Source organism: Bifidobacterium cuniculi (assembly GCF_000741575.1).
GTDB classification, from domain to species: domain Bacteria; phylum Actinomycetota; class Actinomycetes; order Actinomycetales; family Bifidobacteriaceae; genus Bifidobacterium; species Bifidobacterium cuniculi.
Genome location: NZ_JGYV01000015.1, coordinates 23,949 through 43,019, shown reverse-complemented (window position 1 = coordinate 43,019; position 19,071 = coordinate 23,949). Strand labels below are relative to the sequence as shown.

Here is a 19,071-nt window from a genome sequence, read left to right as displayed (position 1 = left end):
TACCGTTACTACGAGGCGTACGAGGAACAGTACGGGTACGCCGCGGGACGGCTCAATTACGTGCAGTTCAACCCTGACCCCTCTTGCGGCGGAGACGAGGTGTGGATCGAGAACAAGGCCACGGCATTGCTCTACATCTACACGCCCTACCAGCCCAATCTCGCCGCCCTGGCAGCCGGCTCGGGCGAGGGGGACGGCTGCTCGACCTATGGCAACCGCAACTTCGCACTGATCTACACCGGCTGGTTCGGCAACCCGCGTACGGCTTGAGGCACTGCCGCACATAGAAATTGTTCATTTTTTCGAACAAAATCTTGGGGCGGGCCCGGCCGGGCCCGCCCCAAGATTTTGTTCGAAAAAATGAACAATTTCTATGGCTGCTGCCGCATCACAGCTTCGCCAGGTACTTCCTCAGCTCGAAGGGCGTCACCTGGCTGCGGTACTCCTCCCACTCCTTGCGCTTGTTACGGATGAAGTACTCAAAGACGTGCTCGCCGAGCACGTCGGCCACGAAGTCGGACTTCTCCATGATCCGCAAGGCCTCCTCGAGTGATTCCGGCAGCGGCTGGATGCCCATGGCCTGACGCTCCGCGTCGGTCAGCTCCCACACGTCGTCGCTGGTCGGCTCGCCGAGCGTCATCTTCTTCTCGATGCCGTCGAGGCCAGCGGCCAGGAGCACGGAGTAGGCAAGGTACGGGTTGGCACCCGGGTCGAGGGCACGGAACTCGATGCGCGCCGAATTGCCCTTGCCCGGCTTGTACTGCGGGATGCGCAGCAGGGCGGAGCGGTTGTTGTGGCCCCAGCAGATGTAGCTCGGCGCCTCGTTGCCGCCCCACAGGCGCTTGTAGGAATTGACGAACTGGTCGGTGACCGCGCAGATTTCCGCCGCGTGGTGGAGGATGCCGGCGGCGAACTGGCGGGCGGTCAGCGACATGTTGAATTCCTGGCCGGCCTCGTAGAAGGCGTTGGAATCGCCTTCGAACAGGCTCAGGTGGGTGTGCATGCCGGAACCGGGGGCATCCGCCAGCGGCTTGGGCATGAAGCTGGCGTGGATGCCGCGCTCCAGGGAGATCTCCTTGACCACGGTGCGGAAGGTCATGATGTTGTCCGCGATGGTCAGGGCGTCCGCGTAACGCAGGTCGATCTCGTTCTGGCCCGGGCCGCCCTCGTGGTGCGAATACTCCACGGAGATGCCCATCTGCTCGAGCATGTTCACGGTGGCCCGGCGGAAGTCCATGCCGGGACTGCGCGGCACGTGGTCGAAATAGCCGCCCTGGTCGATCGGGACCGGGGTCTGGGACCAGTCGTCCTGCTTCTCGAAGAGGTAGAACTCGATCTCGGGATGTACGTAGAAGGTGAAGCCCTTCTCCTTGGCCTGATGCAGCGCCCGCTTGAGGACGTGGCGCGGATCTGCCAGGGAAGGCTCTCCCTCGGGCGTGAGGATGTCGCAGAACATGCGTGCGGTCCCCTGCGGACCGCCACGCCACGGCAGGATCTGGAAGGTGGACGGATCCGGCTTGACGATCATGTCGTCCTCGGAGACGCGGGTCATGCCCTCGATGGCGGAACCGTCGAATCCGATGCCCTCCTCGAAGGCCGCCTCCAACTCCGCAGGCGCGATGGCCACCGACTTGAGCGTTCCCAGGACGTCCGTGAACCACAGCCGAATGAAACGAACGTCGCGCTCCTCGACGGTGCGCAGCGCAAACTCTTGCTGTTTATCCATAACGACCCATCGTTCCATGCGCATGTTACGGGCGCGTTTAACAATCAGCCTCCATGGACGGCCGGCTTCCGCCCCGTGAACTACGCTGGGCACCATGAGCGATTCCACCGGCAACGTCACCCAGTCCACCGCCGAGCATCCCGTCGTCGACATCACGTCGTGGAGGCAGGCGGCCACGCCGAAGGAGCGGGCCCGTACCGGCATCGACGCACGGCGCCGCGCACCCCTGGAGTCCCATGCGATCTGGCAGGTCGCCAAGGGACGCCGCGACGTCATCGGCCTGCTCGAGGAGCAGTCCCGCGCCCGGCTGCAGTCCCTCATCCCGCTGCGCTACCGCCGCATGAGCGACTCCGCCTTCACCTTCTACCGCGGCACGGCACTCATCATGGCCAACGACCTGGCACGTACCCCGGTCACCGGCATCCCCGTCCAGGTAGTCGGGGACGCGCACATCGGCAACTTCGGGCTGTTCTTCTCCCCCACCAAGCACCTGGTCTTCGACATCAACGACTTCGACGAGACCGTGACCGGTCCCTGGGAGTGGGACATCAAGCGCTTGGCCGTGTCCGTGGAGATCTGCGGACGTGCCAACGGAGTCGCCACGAAGGAGAGGCACCGGGCGGTACTCGCCTGCGTAGAGACCTACCGCGAGTACATGGACCGGTTCTCGCGGATGGACTACCTGGACATGTGGTACGACCACCTCGACGTGGAACAGACCCTGGACGAGTTCGAGTCCACGGAAGGCGGCAAGAGGAACCGCACCTTGCGCGCCGCAGTAATGAAGGCCAAGTCGAAGGATTCCGACCGTGCCGCGCAGAAGCTGACGGTCCGTGACGGCGACCGGCTGCGCTTCCGCTCGGACCCTCCCGAGCTCGTGCCGATCACGCAGCTGGGCGGCCAGTACGGGGACCTCGATGCACTGCGGGAACGCCTCGGGCAGCTGTTCGCCACCTACCGCGACTCGCTCTATGAGGACCGTCGGCACGTGCTGGGCCAGTACAGGTACCATGACACCGCCCGCAAGGTGGTGGGCGTCGGCTCGGTGGGCACCCGCGCGTGGGTGTCCGTCCTCACCGGCCGGGACATCGACGACCCGCTTATGCTGCAGATGAAGGAGGCGACCGACTCGGTGCTCGAACGCTTCGTCGGCGCCTCCCCGTACCCCTCGCACGGCGAACGCGTGGTGCAGGGACAGAAGCTCATCCAGACCACCGCCGACATCCTGCTGGGCTGGACGCGGTTCGTCGCCAACGACGGCAAGGAGCGCGACTACTACGTGCGCCAGCTATGGAACGGCAAGGGGTCGATCGACATCAACCACCTGAGCGCCATGGGACTGTACGACCTGGGGCGCCTGTGTGCCTGGTGCCTCGCCCACGCGCACGCGCGCAGCGGCGACAGCGTGGCCATCGCCAACTACATGGGCGGGTCGGACACCTTCGACGCCGCCATGCTGAACTTCGCCGACTCCTACGCCGACCAGAACGAGGAGGACTACCGGGTGTTCAAGGCGATGATCAAGGACGGCGAGCTTCCTTGCGCATAAACATACGCGCCTAAGGAATTGTTCATTTTTCTGAACAATTCCTTAGGCGCGTATGTTTATGCGCGCGACGCGACCTCCAGCGCCTCGGGCAGGGTGAAGGCGCCGGCATATAGGGACTTGCCCAAGATCGCCGAGTCCACGCCGACCGGGGCCAGCGCATCGATGGCCTCGAGGTCTGCGAGCCTGGCGATGCCGCCGGAGGCGGTGACCTTCGCTTCGGTGCGTTCGGCCACCTCGCGCAGCAATTCGATGTTCGGTCCGCTCATCATGCCGTCGCGGGTCACGTCGGTCACCACATACCGTGAGCAGCCGGCATCGTCGAGCGCCTTCATCGTCTCGAAGAGGTCGCCGCCCTCCTTGACCCAGCCGCGGGCCGCCAGGGTGTGGCCGCGCACGTCGAGGCCGACTGCCACCTTGTCGCCGTACCTGGCGATGGCCTGGCGCGTCCACTCGGGGTTCTCCAAGGCTGCGGTGCCGATGTTCACGCGGGCGGCCCCGGCCTCGATGGCCGCGTCGAGGGATGCATCGTCGCGGATGCCGCCCGACATCTCGATGTGCACCTGGCCACCGAGTTCGGCGACGATCCGACCAAGCTGGGCACGGTTGTCGCCGGTGCCGAAGGCGGCGTCGAGGTCCACGAGGTGGATCCAGCTGGCGCCGGCCTCCACCCAGGTGCGGGCGGCCTCGAGCGGCGAGCCGTAGTCGGTCTCCGATCCCGATTCACCCTGGCGCAGGCGCACGGCCTTGCCGTCACGGACATCGACTGCAGGCAGCAGCGTGATGGACATGGTGATTCTCCTCTTTATCGTGGGTGCGCGGTGCACCGTGCTCATGATGGGGTGTGCGCCCTTACAGGACGTCCACCCAGTTGCGCAGCAGCTTGGCGCCGGCCTGCGCCGATTTCTCGGGGTGGAACTGCGTGGCGAACAGCGGGCCGTGCTCCACCGCGGCAAGGAAGGGGCGAGCGCCGTAGTCGCACCATGTGTCGAGCTGCGGGACGTCGCCGAAATCGATCTGGTATTCGCCGGTATCCACCGGATGGGTTCCGTAGGCCGCATAGGAGTGGACGAAGTAGAACCGCTCCCCTTCGACCCCGGCGAAGAGCACGGACCCCTCCGGGGCACGTACGGTGTCCCAACCCATGTGCGGGACCACGTCAGCCTCGAGGGGGCTGACGGTGCCACCGACCAGGCCGAGGCCCTCGGTGGTCACGCCGTGTTCGCTGCCCTCCTCGAACATGACCTGCTCGCCCACGCATACGCCCAGCACCGGGCGCTGTGCCCGCAGGCGGTCATAGACCACCCGGTCGCCGGAGCATGCGCGCAGTCCTTTCATGCAGGTCCCATAGGCCCCGACCCCGGGGACCACGAGGCCGTCCGCTTCGAGGGCCTGGCGATAGTTCGAGGTGAGGGTCACGTCGAGGTCGAGGTCGGCCAGTGCACGCACCATGGAGCGCACGTTGCCGAAGCCGTAGTCGAAGACCACCACTGATTTCATTGGGAACCTTTCTCGCGAAGTATGTGCCCCACACGCCTATTCGACATGTCCCTTGGGTCCGTCGAAGCGCGTATGCCGGGCGATGATGGACAGTGCCCCGTCATGGTCGATGGAATTGGTGTCTACGATGTCCGCACCGGAGTCCCGCAATCCGTCCATGGTGGAGATGCCCAGCATCATGTCCTCCACGAACGGGGCCAGGGTGGGGAACACGAAGGGCGGCGGCAGCTGTTCGCCGGCTTGCCCTCCCATGTAGACGGTCGCTTCAATCTTGTCGGCGCGGTTCACCACCAGCAGTGCGCTCAGCCCGGCCACGACCTTGGTCAGGTCCTGTGCAGCGGATTCCGGCGCGTTGCCGTCCAGGCCGCGCAGGACGGCAACGGCGCCCTCGTTGGCCTGCACGCACTGGGCGGAGATGTCTGCAAGGGCACAGAACGCCGCCAGGAGATCCGCGTCCTGCAGCCTGGTGCAGAGCATGGCGAGCTTCGCCTTGTCGCCCAGCAGGCCCTCCAGCTCCTCGTCGAAGGTCAGGCCATGCTCGAACTCGGAAAGGTCCTGCTGCAGGTCGTGCTCCGGGTCGTTCCCGTCCCCATGCCCGTCCTGCGCAGTGCCGTCCCGGTTCTCCTGGAACTCGCGTTCGAATCCCTCGAGGGCGCGTTCGAGTTCCTCGTCGTCGAACGAATCGTCAATCGGTTCCCCGTCGTCACGTCCCGCCATCACAGGGCCCCCTTCGTGCTGGGGATGATGCCCTCGATGCGCGGGTCCGGCTCGATGGCGAAGCGCAGTGCACGCGCGAGCGCCTTGAACTCCGCTTCGGCGATGTGGTGCGGGTCACGCCCCGCCAGCACTTCCAGGTGCAGGCAAATCCCTGCGTGGAAGGCGATGGATTCCATCACGTGGCGCACGAGGGAACCGGTGAAGTGGCCGCCGATCATGGCGTACTGGAAGCCCTCCGGCTCGCCGGTGCACACGCAGTACGGGCGGCCGGAGACATCCACCACGGCCTTGGCCAACGCCTCGTCCAGGGGCACGGTGGCATCCGCGAACCGGCGGATGCCACGCTTGTCGCCCAAGGCCATCTTCAGGGCCTCGCCAAAGACGATGGCGGTGTCCTCCACCGTGTGATGGGCGTCGATATCGGTGTCACCGGTCGCGCGGATGCGCAGGTCGATGAGCGAATGCTTGCCCAAGGCCGTCATCATGTGGTTGTAGAAGGGCACCGAGGTCTCGATGTCCGTCTGTCCGGTGCCGTCGAGGTCGAGGCTGAGCTCGACGGTCGATTCGCTTGTCTCGCGGACGATTGTCGCTGTACGCGCCATCGTGGTTGGTCCTTTCCGGCGCCCTCTCGGGGCCGTCAATCCTGCTGGTCGTGTGCCGCTTCCGCCGCGCGCAGCGATTCCGTCAGCGCCTTGCGGAAGACCTTCATTTCCTCGTCGGTGCCCATGCACACGCGCAGCCAGCCTTCCGGGCCGACCACGCGGATGAGGACGCCCCTCTTGAGCATCTCGTCGAAGATGAGGCCACGGTCGTCGAAGTGTCCGCCGAACATGAGGAAATTCGACTGGGAGGGCGCCACCTGGAGCGGGATGCCGCGGTAGGTCTGTTCGCGCAGCCATGCGGCGGTCTCGTTGCGGGTCTCGCGCAGGTGGGCCACCTGGCTGAGCTGCTCCGCGGTGTTGTCGAAACCCGCGAGAGCTGCGGCCTGGGTCACCGCCGAAAGGTGGTAGGGCATGCGCACGATGCGCATGCAGTCGATGATGCCGGCGCTGGCGGCAAGGTAGCCGACGCGGGCCCCGGCGAAGGCGAAGGCCTTGCTCATGGTGCGGCTCACGGCGAGGTTGCCGTAGGTGCCCACCAAGGTCGTGGCACTGGGGACGCCGGGATCGCGGAACTCGATGTAGGCTTCGTCCACCACGACCACCGGGCGCGTGCCCTCGGCGGCGCCGGCGACGCGCGCGTCCTGGCATGCTTCGAGGATGCGCTCGAGTTGCTCCATCGGCAAGGGGGTGCCGGTGGGATTGTTCGGGCTGGTCAGCAGCACCATGGCCGGTTCCAGGTCACGGATTGCCTCGAGGGTGCGGTCGAGGTCGAGGGTGAAATCCTCCTTGCGCGGCACGATGCGCCATTGGGTGAAGGTGTCGCGCGCATACTCCGGGTACATGGAGTAGGTCGGGTCGCAGCCCAGCGCGGTGCGTCCCGGGCCGCCGAAGGCCTGGAACAGCTGCAGCATGATCTCGTTGGATCCGTTGGCGCCCCACACCATGTCCGTGGTGAGCTTCGCGCCGGACTCCTTCGCCAAGTAGTCCACGAAGGCCTGGCGCAGTTCCATGTGCTCGCGGTCGGGGTAGCGGTTGAGGTCCTTGGCCGCCTCACGGACGCGCTTCTCGATGCTCCTGACCACGGCATGGGTCGGCGGGTAGGGGTTCTCGTTCACGTTGAGGCATACCGGCACGTCGAGCTGGGGTGCACCGTAGGGCTCCTCGCCGAGCAGGTCGTTGCGCAGGGGAAGGTCCGCCGGGATGGCGTTATCGTTCGATCCGCTCACTTGAGCCCCGCCTCCGTCTCCTGCGCGTCCAGGGACTCCTTGTCATAGGGGTCGGCCACGAAACGCGTCAGGACGCTCTCGCCGTGCGCGGGCAGGTCCTCCGAGACGGCGAAGGCGTTGATGCGGGCGGCGATCGGCTTGAGGCCCTCCTCGTCGTATTCGATGACCTCCACGGGCTTCATGAAGGTGTGCACGCCCAGGCCGGAGGCGAAGCGCGCGGTCCCCGAGGTCGGCAGCACGTGGTTCGAGCCGGACATGTAGTCGCCCAGCGGGACCGGCGAATAGGGGCCGCGGAAGATGGCGCCCGCATTGCGGATCTTCGCGATGACGGCGTCCGGATCGGCGGTCTGCACCTCGAGGTGTTCGGCGGCGTAGGCATTGGCGGCGTCGATGGACTGCTGTAGGTCGTCGGTGAGGATGATGCCGGACTGGCGCCCCCTCAGGGAGGTCTCCACTCGGCCGGCGTGCTCGGTGCGCGGCACCCGCTTGAGCAGGCTTGCCTGAACGGCGTCGGCCAGCTCTGGGCTGTCGGTGATGAGGACGGAGCCGGCGAGCTCGTCGTGCTCCGCCTGGCCGATGAGGTCGGCTGCCAGGAACTCCGGGTTGGCGTCCTTGTCCGCGATGATGGCGATCTCCGTGGGGCCGGCGACGGCGTCGATGCCCACGATGCCGGACACGAGGCGCTTGGCGGTGGCGACGAAGATGTTGCCCGGACCGGTGATCTTGTCGACCGGTTCGCACAGGACCGGCGACGCCGGGTCCTCGAGGTCGGTGGCGCCGTAGGCGAACATGGCGATGGCCTGTGCGCCGCCGACGGCGTAGACCTCGTCGACGCCCAGCATGGCGCAGGTGGCGAGGATGGTCTTGTTCGGCCAGCCGTCCGGGTCGTTGCGGTTCGGCGGCGTGGCGATGGCCAGCGACTCGACACCGGCCGCCTGGGCGGGCACCGCGTTCATGATCACGGAACTCGGGTAGACGGCCTTGCCTCCCGGCACGTACAGGCCGACGCGCTGCACGGGGATCCAGCGTTCGGAGACGCGGGCACCGTCTGCCAGGTCGGTGTGGAAGTCCTCGGGAACCTGGCTGGCCGCGACGGCGCGGGAGCGGCGGATGGACTCCTCGATGGCCGCCTTGACGTCCGGGTCGAGCTGGGCGACGGCGGCGTCCATCACGTCGGCGGGCACGCGCAGCGCCTTGGGCACGACGTGGTCGAACTGCTCGGCGTACTCGCGCAGCGCCTGGGCACCGTGCTTGCGCACGTTGTCCAGGATCGGCTGCACCAGTTCGGTCGCCTCGTCGGTGCCCATTTCCGCACGCGGCATCGCGTCCAGCATCTCGGCACGGGTCAGGGTCCTGCCCCGCAGGTCAATAATGCGCATGTAGTTTTCATCACTCATAAATCACCATGGTAACAAGCGCATGTCACGAGCGTGCTGCACCGTGCCGCATCTGTGCGAATGCTGAGATGGTCGCCCTCAGTTCTCCAACAGCGCACCTGGCCCGAAGATGATCTTGATGTCCGCAAAGAGGCTCGTGTCGCGCTTGACGCGGAAGCGGTCGCCCATGGTCAGGACACGGGCGTTGCCCTGGTCGTCGAACACGGCCAGCCGCACCTCGCAGTAGCCGGGATGGTTCGCCAGGACCGTGCCGAGCTGCTCCAGGCGGTCACGCTGCAGCATGTGCAGGGGCAGGCCGAGCGTCACGGGCCGCTCGTCCTCCGCGTCGAGGGACGGCACCGCGAGCTCGGTGGCACGCATGCTCACCGTCTCATCGCGCTGCTCCACCGACCCGCGCACCTGCACCACCGTATCGAGCGCGAGGTCGGCTGCGGCCGCCTCGTACACCTTGCCGAAGAGCATGCACTGGATGGAGCTCTCCATGTCCTCGACGGTGACGATCGCCCAGGGGTTGCCCTTCTTGGACATGCGCCGATCCACGTTCGTGATCAGGCCCGCGATGGTCACCTGGGTGCGTTCCGGGAGCTCCGAGGCCTGGTTGACGAGTTTGGCGATGGACATCTCGCGCAGGTTGGCGAGTACCGACTGCATGCCGCTCAGGGGGTGGTCGGAGACGTACAGGCCCAGCATCTCGCGTTCGAAGTTGAGCTTCGTCTTCTTGTCCCACTCTTCCGCGTCGGTCGGCACGGTGATCTGGGCGTCGCCCATGCCGGCGCCATCCTCCTGGGGGTCGTCGTCGAAGCCGGCGAAGAGGTCGAACTGCCCGCTTGCCTGCTTGCGCTTGATGTCCACTACGGATTCGATGGCCGCCTCGTGGATGGTGAACAGGGCACGCCGGTTGGGGTCGATCGAGTCGAAGGCGCCGGCCTTGATGAGCGATTCCACCAGGCGCCGGTTCAGGGCGCTGATGGGCACGCGGCGCACGAAGTCCATGAAGTTCACGTACTTGCCACGCTTGCCGCGACGCTCCTCGATGATGTCCTTGACGGCGTTCTCGCCCACGTTGCGGATGGCGCCCAGGCCGAAGCGCACGACGTCGCCGACGGCGGAGTAGGCATACACCGACTCGTTGACGTCCGGGGAGAGCACCTTGATGCCCATGCGGCGCGCCTCGCCCAGGTAGAGTGCCGTCTTGTTCTTGTTGGTCGCCGCGCCCTGGAGCAGGGCGGCCATGAACTCGACCGGGTAGTGGGCCTTGAGATAGGCGGTCCAGTAGGAAATCAGGCCGTAGGCGGCGGAATGCGCCTTGTTGAAGGCGTATCCCGAGAAGGGCACGAGAATGTCCCACACCGCCTGCGCGGCCTCCTCGGAGTAGCCGTGCGCCTTCATGCCTGCGAAGAAGGGGATCTTCTCCTTGGCCAGCACCTCGGGCTTCTTCTTGCCCATGGCACGGCGCAGCACGTCGGCCTTGCCCAGGGAGTAGCCCGCGAGGATGCGCGCCGCGGACTGGACCTGCTCCTGGTAGACGATGAGGCCGTAGGTCTCGTCGAGCACCTCCTTGAGGGGTTCGGCCACCTCCGGGTGGATGGGGGTGATCTTCTGCAGCCCGTTCTTGCGCTTGGCGTAGTTGTTGTGCGAGTCCATATCCATGGGGCCCGGACGGTAGAGGGCGATGAGTGCGGAGATGTCGTTGAAGTTGTCCGGCTTGAGGCTCTTGAGCAGGGCGCGCATGCCGTCGGAATCGAGCTGGAAGACGCCCAGGGTGTCGCCGCGCGACAGCAGCTCGTAGGTCTCCTTGTCGTCGAGGGGGATCTTCGTGTAGTCGATGGCCGGCTTGCCGTTGGCCTCGATGTTCTTGAGGGTGTCCCCGATCACCGTGAGGTTGGACAGGCCCAGGAAGTCCATCTTGACCAGGCCGAGCGTTTCGCAGGTGTGGTATTCGTAGGTCGTGGTGATGGTGCCGTCGGTGCGTTCCAGCAGCGGCGAGGTGTCGGTGATGGGCGCGGAACCCATGATCGTGGCGCAGGCGTGCACGCCCGTCTGGCGGATCAGGCCCTCGAGGCCCATCGCCTTGTCGGTGATTTCCCTGGCGTCGTGGTTGGTCTCGCACAGTTCGCGGTATTCGCGGGCCTCCGCATACCGCTTGGAATGCTCGTCGAAGATGTCGTGCAGGGGGATGTCCTTGCCGCCGGTCTGTGCCGGGGGCAGCGCCTTGGTCACCTGCTCGCCCATGGAGAAGTCGTAGCCCATGATGCGCGCGGAGTCCTTGAGGGCCTGCTTGGTCTTGATGGTGCCGTAGATCACGCACTGGGCGACCTTGTCATGGCCGTATTTCTCCCGGCAGTAGTCGATCACCTCGAGGCGCCCCTCGGGGTCGAAATCGACGTCGATATCGGGCAGGCTCACGCGTTCGGGGTTGAGGAAGCGCTCGAAGATCAGGCCGTGCTCGAGCGGGTCGAGTTCGGTGATGCCCATGGCGTACGCCACCATGGATCCTGCCGCCGAGCCTCGTCCCGGCCCCACCATGATGCCGTGGTCCTTCGCCCACTGGATGTAGTCGGCGACCACCAGGAAATATCCGGGGAACTGCATCTGGCAGATCACGCCGCACTCGTAGTCGGCCTGCTGGAGCACGTGCAGGGGCACGTTGCCCTCGTAGCGCTTCTCCAGTCCCTCCTCGACCTGCTTGAGGAAGAGCGAGGTCTCGTCCCAGCCCTCCGGGCAGGGGAACTTCGGCATGAAGGCGCCGTCCTCGTGGTCGTCGAAGATCACGTTGCAACGCTGTGCGATCTCGACGGTGTTGTCGCACGCGTCGGGGAACTCGCGGAACAGTTCGCGCATCTCCTCGGCGCTCTTGAGGTAGTATCCCTCGCCGTCGAAGCGGAAGCGGTCCGGGTCGCTCAGCTTGGTGCCCGAGTTGATGCACAGCATGGCATCCTGCGTGGCGGCGTCTTTCTCGTAGACGTAGTGGGAGTCGTTCGTGGCCAGCAGCGGCGCATTGAGCTTGTGCGCGATCTCCAGGAGCTCCTTGGTCACGCGCCGCTCGATCTGCAGGTTGTGGTCCATGAGCTCGATGAAGAAGTTGTCACGCCCGTAGATGTCCTGCAGTTCGCCGGCGGCGCGCAGCGCCTCGTCGAACTGTCCCAGGCGCAGGCGGGTCTGGATGATGCCCGAGGGACACCCGGACCCGCAGATCACGCCCTTGCTGTAGGTGGAGAGCACGTCCTTGTCCATGCGCGGATAGCGCGCCACGCGTCCCTCGAGGTTGGCCACGGAGGACGCCTTCGTCAGGTTGACCAGTCCCTCGTCGTTCTCCGCCCACAGGGTGAGGTGCGTGATCCATCCGCCGCCGGAGACGTCGTCGGATTTCTGCGACTCGTTGCCCCAGTGCACGCGCGACTTGTCCGTGCGCGCGGTCTCCGGCGTCACGTACGCCTCGATGCCGATGATGGGCTTGACGCCCTGGGCGACCGCCGTGCTGTACATCTCGTAGGCGCCGTGCATGTTGCCGTGGTCCGTGATGCCGACCGCGAACATGTCGAGCTCCTTGGCGCGCTTGACCAGGTCGGGGATCTTGGAGGCTCCGTCGAGCAGGGAGTAATGCGTGTGGTTGTGCAATTGCACGAAGTCAGCGGTGAGGGTCATGCCCTCCAATCTACCGAAATCGCGTGACGGTCCGCAAAGTGTCGAAGGTCACTGTCCCTGCGTGCCCTGCGCCTTGCGCTGGTGCATCAGGTCAAGGGCATGGCGCAGGTCCGTGGGGTACCGCGAGGTGACCACGGTGGTCAGGTGGGTGCGCGGGTGGCGGAACTCGAGCTCCATGGCGTGCAGCCATTGCCGCGTGAGCCCCAGCTCCTCGGCGAGCCTCGGGTTGGCGCCGTACATGGGGTCGCCGACCAGGGGGTGTCCGATCGAGGAGAAATGCACGCGAATCTGGTGGGTCCGGCCCGTCTCGAGGTTGATGCGGGCCAGGGTGGCTTCCCCGAAGCGCTCGAGGACGTCCCAGTGGGTGATGGCCTCCTTGCCGGCCGGCGTCACCGTGAACCGGAAGTCGGAGACCTTGGCACGGCCGATCGGCGCGTCGATGGTGGCACGGTCCTGCCTGAGGTTGCCCTGGACCATCGCATGGTAGGTCTTGATGACCTCGTGCTCGGAGAACTGGCGGCGCATCTCCTTGTATGCGAGTTCCGACTTGCACACCAGCATGAGGCCGGAGGTGCCCACGTCGAGCCGGGAGACGATGCCCTGCCGCCCCGGGGCGCCGTAGGAGGTGATGTGCACGCCCCGGTCCAGCAGCGAGCCGAGCACGGTGGGCCCGGTCCAGCCGACGGATGCATGCGCCGCGACGCCGACCGGCTTGTCCACGATCACCAGGTCGTCGTCCTCGTAGGCGATGGCCATGTCGGTGGCGATGGGCTCCGGGGCAGGTTCGTCGCGGTGCAGGTCAAGCTCGATGGTGTCGTGCTCCCCCAGGATGCCCGACTTGCCCAGGTCCCGGCCGATGACCCGCACCTGGTCGCTTTCGATGAGGTCGGCGGCCTTGGCCCGCGAGATGCCCATCATCTTCGCCAGGGCCACGTCGAAGCGGCGTCCCACCAGTCCGTCGGGTGCAGGTACCAACTTGCTCATGCGGTCCTTCTCCCCGTCGTCGCGTCGGTCGTGTCCCCTGGCCCCGGCTCGTCCGGGCGTGCGCGGAACGGCACGTTGCACAGCACCAGCACGATGATGCCGACGGCGGCCACCATGAGATACACGTCCGCCACGTTGCCCACGGACCATCCATAGTCGAGGAAATCGACGACCTTGCCGTTGAGGAACCCGTCGGCATGGACGACACGGTCGATGAGGTTGCCGAGTGCACCGGTGAAGGCCAGTGCAAGACACACGGTCCAGGCCATGGAGGTCGTGCGCCATGCAAGGGCAAGCAGCACCACGCATGCCACGCATGCCAGCAGGGAGATGAGCCAGGTCATGTTCGAGCCCAGCCCCAGGGAGGCACCGGGATTGTGCACGAGCGTGAGGGACAGCACCCCCGGGATGACCGTGAGGGAGCCGCGGGCGGGCAGGTAGGTCTCGGCCATCCACTTGGTGAGCTGGTCGAGCGCCAACGCGGCGATGACGATACATGCAAAGACGGCCACGCGAGTACGTGGCCGTCCTGCCTTGGAATCCAACTGGTTCACGGCGATGCTCAGTTGTTGGGGTCCATCTTGCTGTAGTTGTTCGTGTCGGACACCTGTGCCTGCAGCTGGGTGAGGAACTCGGTGAGGCGTGCACGGTATTCGGTCTCGAACTGCTTGAGGCCCTGGATGTTGCCCTCGATCACCTTGGACTGCGTCTCCAGGTTGGTGCGCACCTGCTGCGCGTAGTCGTCGGCGGCAGCGCGGGTCTTCTGGTCGTAGTCCTGGGCGCGCTGCTGCACCTGGGCTTCGTACTCGTCGATCTCGCCGTGGCGGTCCATGACGTACTGGTCGGCCTCGGTCTTCTTCTGCTGGGCGTAGGTGTTGCCCTCGTCCTGCTTCTGCTGGGCGTACTCGTCGGCCTCGTGTGCCTTGGAGTCGGCGTAGGTGTTGGCCTCGTTCGTCTTGGTCTCCGCGTAGCTGTTGGCCTCTGCGGTCTTGTCCGCCACGTACTGGTCCGCCTCGCTGTGCTTGTTCTGCATGTAGTTGTCGGCGTCGTCGCGGGTCTTCTCGGAGTAGGCATCCGCCTCCTGGCGGATCTTCTCCGAGTAGGCGTCGGCCTGCTCGTGCACGCTCGTGGAGTAGTTGTCGGCATCCTGGCGGGTGTGCTTGCTGTAGGCGTCCGCGTCGTCGCGGGTGCGTGCGGCGTAGTCGTCCGCCTCGGTGCGGGTGCGGTCGGAGTAGTCGTTGGCCTGGCCGATGAGCTCCTCGTACTTGCGCTGGCTCTGCTCGGTGATCTCCTTGGCCTTGGCCTTGCCCTTGTCGACGTACTGGTCATGCAGCTGCATGGCGAGGGTCAGCATGGCGGTGGCGCGCTCCGGCTCGGTGTTGGCGGTGGCTGCGGCGCTCTTGATCTTCTGCAGGGAGCCGGTCTCGGTGTTCGGCTCGACCTTGGCGACCTGGTCGCGCAGCTGCTCCTCGCGCTGCTTGGATTCCTCGAGCTGCTTGGTGAGGTCCCTGATCTGGGCCTCCTGCTGCTGGGCGCGGACCGTCTGCTCGTGCGCAGTGGACAGCTCGTGGCGCAGGTTCTCACTGTCGGCACGGAACTGGTCGCGCTGGCGGGTGACGTCCTCGAGCTGCTTGGCGAGGTCCGGCTGGTCGGAGTCCTTGGCGGCCTGTGCGGTGAGCTGGTCGACCTGTGCGGACAGGCGCTCGACCTGCGCCTTGAGCTGCTCGTTCTGCTGTGCGAGCGCATGGTTGGTGTCCTCGGTCTCCTTGAGGTGCGCCTGGGCGACCTGCACGGCCTGGTTGGCCTGGGCGATCTGCGCCTGCGCCTGCTCGCTCTGGCCCTGGTTGGCGGCGGCCTTGAGCTGCTGGTTCTGCGTCTCGAGCGACTGCACCTGCGCGGTCAGCTCGGAGATCTTGGAATTGAGGGCAGCTACATCGGGGCCGAGCGCCTGGGTGGACTGGCCGCCGGACACGGCCTGCTTGCCCAACGCCTCGACGGTCTCGGTGACTTGGTCAAGGAAATCGTCGACCTCGTCGACATCGTACCCTTCCTTGAAGCGCACGGTCTGGAAGGTGTGCTCCCTAATATCTTTGGGCGTCAAAAGAGCCATATAACTTGCACCTCGCTTTGGGCTTCCGCCCGGCTTAGTTGGACTTATGTTCCGATGCTAGCACGAAACATGCGCATTCCCGCATGTCCGCGCGATCTTCCGTCAAATCAGTACGCGCAGCACGATCAGCAGGAAATAGAGCACCAGGAAACTCACATCGAAATACACCCTTCCCAATGGCACTGGCCTGATGTACCGGCGCAACCACCGCAGGGGCGGTTCCGTCAGCTGGTATGCCACGTTGACGAGCGTCGCCACAACGCCGCGGGGACGCCACCTTGGCACCAGCGCGAATACCCAGTCGAGAATCATCCTGCAGAACAGGACCACCAGATACGCTTCGATCAGCCAGTCGATAATATGGAAAACAATCGAGACCAATAAGGAAAGCATGCTCCCCACCCTACAGGCAGACGGGGAACATGCTTCGACGTGAGAGAAAAAATACGGCGAACCGTATATTATTCGGCGAACAGGTCGCGAGCCTGGTCACCCTCCTCGGCGACGATGTCGACGCGGGCCGGGCTGAGCAGGAAGACGCGCGGCGTCACCCGTTCGATGGAACCGGAGATGCCGAAGACCACGCCGGAGGAGAAATCGACGATGCGGTAGGCGACGGCCTCGGGCACGCCGGTCAGGTTGAGGACGACGGGGATGCCGTCGCGCAATGCACGGCCGACCTTCTGCGCCTCCTCGTAGGTACGCGGCTGGATGGTCGTGATCCGGCTGACCCGGTCCTGGAACGCATTGACCGACTTGCTGCGCGCAGGCGCCGACGTAGAGGCGGACGCCTGGGCGGTGGGCATCGGCGTGACCGACCGGTCGGAATCGAAGGACGAAGCGGACTCCACCTCCTCGTCCTCCTCGAACTCCTCGTCATCGTCGACCACGTCGGACATGCCGAGGTACGACATCGTGCGCTTCATAAACCCGGACGGCATCTTGGGTTCCTTTCTCTGCTCTCGTTACCTCGTGGTCAGTGCAGGAAATCGGGCAGATCCAGGTCGTTGGGATCTCCTGCGGCATAGGGGTCCGCCGGGGCGGACGGGTCGAAGACCGGGGTCTGCGGGGTCTGCGGGACCACCGGCTGAATCAGCTGTTCCGGCTGGGTGGACTGCTGGAAGATCGGCGTGGCGTTCGGCGCCGGCGAGGTCATCATAGCCGGCAGGCCGGCGGCATGGTCAGCCACGGGCTTGGCAGGCTCCTCGCGATGGTCCGGCAGGGCCGCCTGCGCGGCACTGCGCGCGGTCTTCTCGGACTTCGCATCGAAGCCCGCGGCGATGACGGTCACGCGGATCTCGTCGCCGTACGCGTCGTCCAGGGCCAGGCCCCAGATGATCTGTGCCTCGGGGTGTGCGGAGCGGCGGACCAGCTCGGTCGCGGCGTAGGCTTCCTGCAGCTTGAGGTCGTTGGCGGCGGCGATGTTGATGAGCACGCCGTTGGCGCCGTCGATGCTCTCCTCCAGCAGCGGCGAGCTGATGGCGATCTCCGCGGCCTGGGTGGCGCGGTCTTCGCCACGGGCTGAACCTATGCCGAACATGGCGGTGCCCGAGTCGCGCAGGATGGAGGTCACGTCGGAGAAGTCGACGTGGATGTAGGAGTTCATGGTGATGAGGTCGGTGATGCCCTGCACGCCGGCGAGCAGCGCGGTGTCCGCGGTCTTGAAGGCGTCCACGATGCCGATGGAGCGGTCGGCGAGCTCAAGCAGGCGGTCGTTGGGGATGACGATGAGCGCGTCGACTTCCTTGCGCAGGTTGTCGATGCCCAGCGCGGCGGAGGCCGCACGCTGCGGCCCCTCGAAGGAGAACGGGCGGGTGACGACGGCGATGGTGAGCGCACCCTGCTGGCGGGCGGCACGCGCGACCAGCGGGCTGGCACCGGTGCCGGTGCCGCCGCCCTCGCCGGCAGTCACGAAGACCATGTCGGCGCCCTTGACGGCCTCCTCGATGTCGGACTGGTGGTCCTGCGCGGCTTTCGAACCCTTCTCCGGGTCGGCGCCGGCGCCCAGGCCACGGCTGGAGGCGTCGGACAGCGAGATCTTCACGTCCGCATTGGAACGCATGAGATCCTTGGCGTCCGTGTTGATGGCAACGAACTCGACATTCTGCAGGCCCTCCGCGATCATGCGGTTGACCGCGTTGCCGCCGGCGCCACCGACGCCGACGACCTTGATGTTGGTCTTGTCATTGAAGTTGTCCGCCTGGGCGATCTCGCTCACCTTTGTCTCCTGTCAGTCACGTTCTAACGCACTACTCTATCGCAGACCATGCGATATTTTCGCCTTGCCCGGAGAATCGTGATTCTCACAGCGTAAGGCCTTCCCGCTTCTCTTCGGCGCGTGAACCTCCATCAAACCACAAGATCGTTACTTTTCAGTACTCCGCGTCCATGGGGTCGTCGCCGAAGAGGCGCTCGCGCTCCTCTGGGTTGGTCGTGCGCGAGTCCAGCCACCCGTAAGGCACATGCACCTTCTTGGCGAAGCGGGTACGTCCGCGCGGCTTGTCCACCACGCGGGCAGGCATGTGCCGTGCAAGGTCGAGCGCATCCAGGATGGACCGCACCTGGTCGACCGACTCGCATTCCATGAGGGAGCGGCGCACTTGGCCGCCCACCGGGAACCCCTTGAGATACCAGGCGATGTGCTTGCGCAGGTCGTGGACGGCCATCCGTTCGTCCCCGTCGTAGAACTCGGTGAGCAGCGCCGCATGGCGCATCACCACCGCGCACACCTCCCCCAGGGACGGGTCGGCGCGCTCGTCCGATCCGGCGAAGGCATGCCTGATGTCCGCGAAGAGCCATGGACGCCCCTGCGCGCCGCGGCCGATGGCCACACCGGCGCACCCGGTCTCGTTGACCATGGCCACCGCGTCGTCGGCGCCCCAGATGTCGCCATTGCCGAACACCGGGATGTCAAGCTCCCCGACCAGTTCCCCGATGCGGTTCCAGTCGGAATGGCCGCCGTAGTACTCGGCGGTGGTGCGCGCATGCAGGGTCACGGCGGCGCAGCCCTCCCCCTGGGCGATGCGCCCGGCCTCAAGGAAGGTCTCATGGTCATGGTCGATGCCCACGCGGAACTTCGCCGTCACCGGGATGCCCGCCGGTTCGCACACGCGCACCACCCGGCGGATCACCTCGGTCAGCAGGTCGGTCTTCCACGGCAGTGCGGAGCCTCCCCCGCGCCGGGTCACCTTCGGCACCGGACAGCCGAAGTTCAGGTCGACATGGTCGGCCATCGCCTCGTCCACCACGATCCGCGCGGCCTGCTCCACGATTGCCGGGTTCACGCCGTACAGCTGCAGGGAGCGCGGCCGCTCACCGGGTGCGAAGCGGCACAGGCGCAGGGCCTTCGGGTTGCGCGCCACCAGGGCGCGCGCGGTGATCATCTCCGCCACGTAGAGTCCGTCGGGGCCGTAGCCCTCGCAGATGACGCGGAAAGGCCAGTTCGTCACGCCTGCCATCGGCGAGAGCATCACCGGCGTCGGCACGGTCAGCGGACCGAGCCGCACCGGCTCCAGCGGACGGGCAAGCCGCTGCGGTTCCCGGTCGGTGCGCGGGTCGAGCCGCTCGGTCTCGCCGTGGCCGTCGAGCACCAGGTCATCGTTTCGGGACATGGGTCAG

At 66.0% G+C, this 19,071-nt stretch carries 16 protein-coding genes and 1 pseudogene; 2 read left to right on the top strand and 15 right to left on the bottom strand.

The genetic code is table 11. The features are described 5' to 3' along the window. Window positions 1–270, top strand: a pseudogene (locus BCUN_RS12570) (hemagglutinin); the annotation flags it as partial. Between the two features lie 118 nt (window positions 271–388). Here BCUN_RS12570 and glnA read toward each other — a convergent pair. After that, window positions 389–1,726, bottom strand: a complete 1,338-nt coding sequence (gene glnA / locus BCUN_RS08045) for a type I glutamate--ammonia ligase (protein WP_033514769.1) — start codon at window positions 1,724–1,726, stop codon at window positions 389–391. Between the two features lie 94 nt (window positions 1,727–1,820). Between glnA and BCUN_RS08040 the strand changes: the two genes are divergently transcribed. Continuing rightward, the gene (locus BCUN_RS08040) at window positions 1,821–3,275 is read left to right on the top strand and encodes a DUF2252 domain-containing protein (RefSeq protein WP_033514767.1); all 1,455 of its coding nucleotides are present in this window, start codon (window positions 1,821–1,823) and stop codon (window positions 3,273–3,275) included. Window positions 3,276–3,331: 56 nt separating this feature from the next. Here the strand turns inward: BCUN_RS08040 and priA are convergent, their stop codons facing one another. The 14 genes from priA to dusB all read right to left on the bottom strand — a co-directional run bounded on the left by priA (window position 3,332) and on the right by dusB (window position 19,064). Continuing rightward, the gene (priA, locus tag BCUN_RS08035) at window positions 3,332–4,063 is read right to left on the bottom strand and encodes a bifunctional 1-(5-phosphoribosyl)-5-((5-phosphoribosylamino)methylideneamino)imidazole-4-carboxamide isomerase/phosphoribosylanthranilate isomerase PriA (RefSeq protein ID WP_033514765.1); all 732 of its coding nucleotides are present in this window, start codon (window positions 4,061–4,063) and stop codon (window positions 3,332–3,334) included. Window positions 4,064–4,124: 61 nt separating this feature from the next. Then, window positions 4,125–4,772 (bottom strand): imidazole glycerol phosphate synthase subunit HisH, encoded by a 648-nt coding sequence (gene hisH, locus BCUN_RS08030; protein WP_033514763.1) that lies wholly within the window; start codon window positions 4,770–4,772, stop codon window positions 4,125–4,127. 36 nt (window positions 4,773–4,808) lie between these two features. Then, complete coding sequence (locus BCUN_RS08025) at window positions 4,809–5,489, bottom strand: hypothetical protein (RefSeq protein WP_033514761.1); 681 nt, start codon at window positions 5,487–5,489, stop codon at window positions 4,809–4,811. Then, window positions 5,489–6,091, bottom strand: coding sequence for an imidazoleglycerol-phosphate dehydratase HisB (gene hisB / locus BCUN_RS08020; RefSeq protein WP_033514759.1), 603 nt, complete (start codon window positions 6,089–6,091; stop codon window positions 5,489–5,491). Before hisB ends, BCUN_RS08025 begins: the two co-directional genes overlap by 1 nt. A gap of 35 nt (window positions 6,092–6,126) precedes the next feature. Then, window positions 6,127–7,317 carry a histidinol-phosphate transaminase gene (locus BCUN_RS08015; protein ID WP_033514757.1) on the bottom strand — a complete coding sequence of 397 codons (1,191 nt, stop codon included), beginning with the start codon at window positions 7,315–7,317 and terminating at the stop codon, window positions 6,127–6,129. After that, window positions 7,314–8,714 (bottom strand): histidinol dehydrogenase, encoded by a 1,401-nt coding sequence (gene hisD, locus BCUN_RS08010; protein WP_033514755.1) that lies wholly within the window; start codon window positions 8,712–8,714, stop codon window positions 7,314–7,316. The genes BCUN_RS08015 and hisD overlap by 4 nt, the downstream gene beginning before the upstream one ends. Before the next feature lie 78 nt (window positions 8,715–8,792). Next, window positions 8,793–12,359: a DNA polymerase III subunit alpha gene (gene dnaE, locus BCUN_RS08005; RefSeq protein ID WP_033514754.1), complete on the bottom strand. Its 3,567-nt coding sequence runs from the start codon at window positions 12,357–12,359 to the stop codon at window positions 8,793–8,795. 48 nt (window positions 12,360–12,407) lie between these two features. Continuing rightward, window positions 12,408–13,343, bottom strand: a complete 936-nt coding sequence (locus tag BCUN_RS08000; RefSeq protein WP_033514752.1) for an RluA family pseudouridine synthase — start codon at window positions 13,341–13,343, stop codon at window positions 12,408–12,410. Then, on the bottom strand, window positions 13,340–13,888 hold the full coding sequence (gene lspA, locus BCUN_RS07995) for a signal peptidase II (RefSeq protein WP_033514893.1): 549 nt from the start codon (window positions 13,886–13,888) through the stop codon (window positions 13,340–13,342). Before lspA ends, BCUN_RS08000 begins: the two co-directional genes overlap by 4 nt. A gap of 17 nt (window positions 13,889–13,905) precedes the next feature. Further along, window positions 13,906–15,453: a DivIVA domain-containing protein gene (locus tag BCUN_RS07990; protein WP_033514751.1), complete on the bottom strand. Its 1,548-nt coding sequence runs from the start codon at window positions 15,451–15,453 to the stop codon at window positions 13,906–13,908. A 102-nt stretch (window positions 15,454–15,555) separates the two neighbouring features. Next, entirely contained in the window at window positions 15,556–15,846 is a 291-nt protein-coding gene (locus BCUN_RS07985) for a YggT family protein (protein ID WP_033514749.1), read from the bottom strand. Between the two features lie 68 nt (window positions 15,847–15,914). Continuing rightward, window positions 15,915–16,394 carry a cell division protein SepF gene (locus tag BCUN_RS07980; protein WP_033514747.1) on the bottom strand — a complete coding sequence of 160 codons (480 nt, stop codon included), beginning with the start codon at window positions 16,392–16,394 and terminating at the stop codon, window positions 15,915–15,917. Window positions 16,395–16,429: 35 nt separating this feature from the next. After that, window positions 16,430–17,671, bottom strand: coding sequence for a cell division protein FtsZ (ftsZ, locus tag BCUN_RS07975; RefSeq protein ID WP_033514745.1), 1,242 nt, complete (start codon window positions 17,669–17,671; stop codon window positions 16,430–16,432). A 154-nt stretch (window positions 17,672–17,825) separates the two neighbouring features. After that, the gene (dusB, locus tag BCUN_RS07970; protein WP_081895628.1) at window positions 17,826–19,064 is read right to left on the bottom strand and encodes a tRNA dihydrouridine synthase DusB; all 1,239 of its coding nucleotides are present in this window, start codon (window positions 19,062–19,064) and stop codon (window positions 17,826–17,828) included. Window positions 19,065–19,071: the final 7 nt, after the last annotated feature.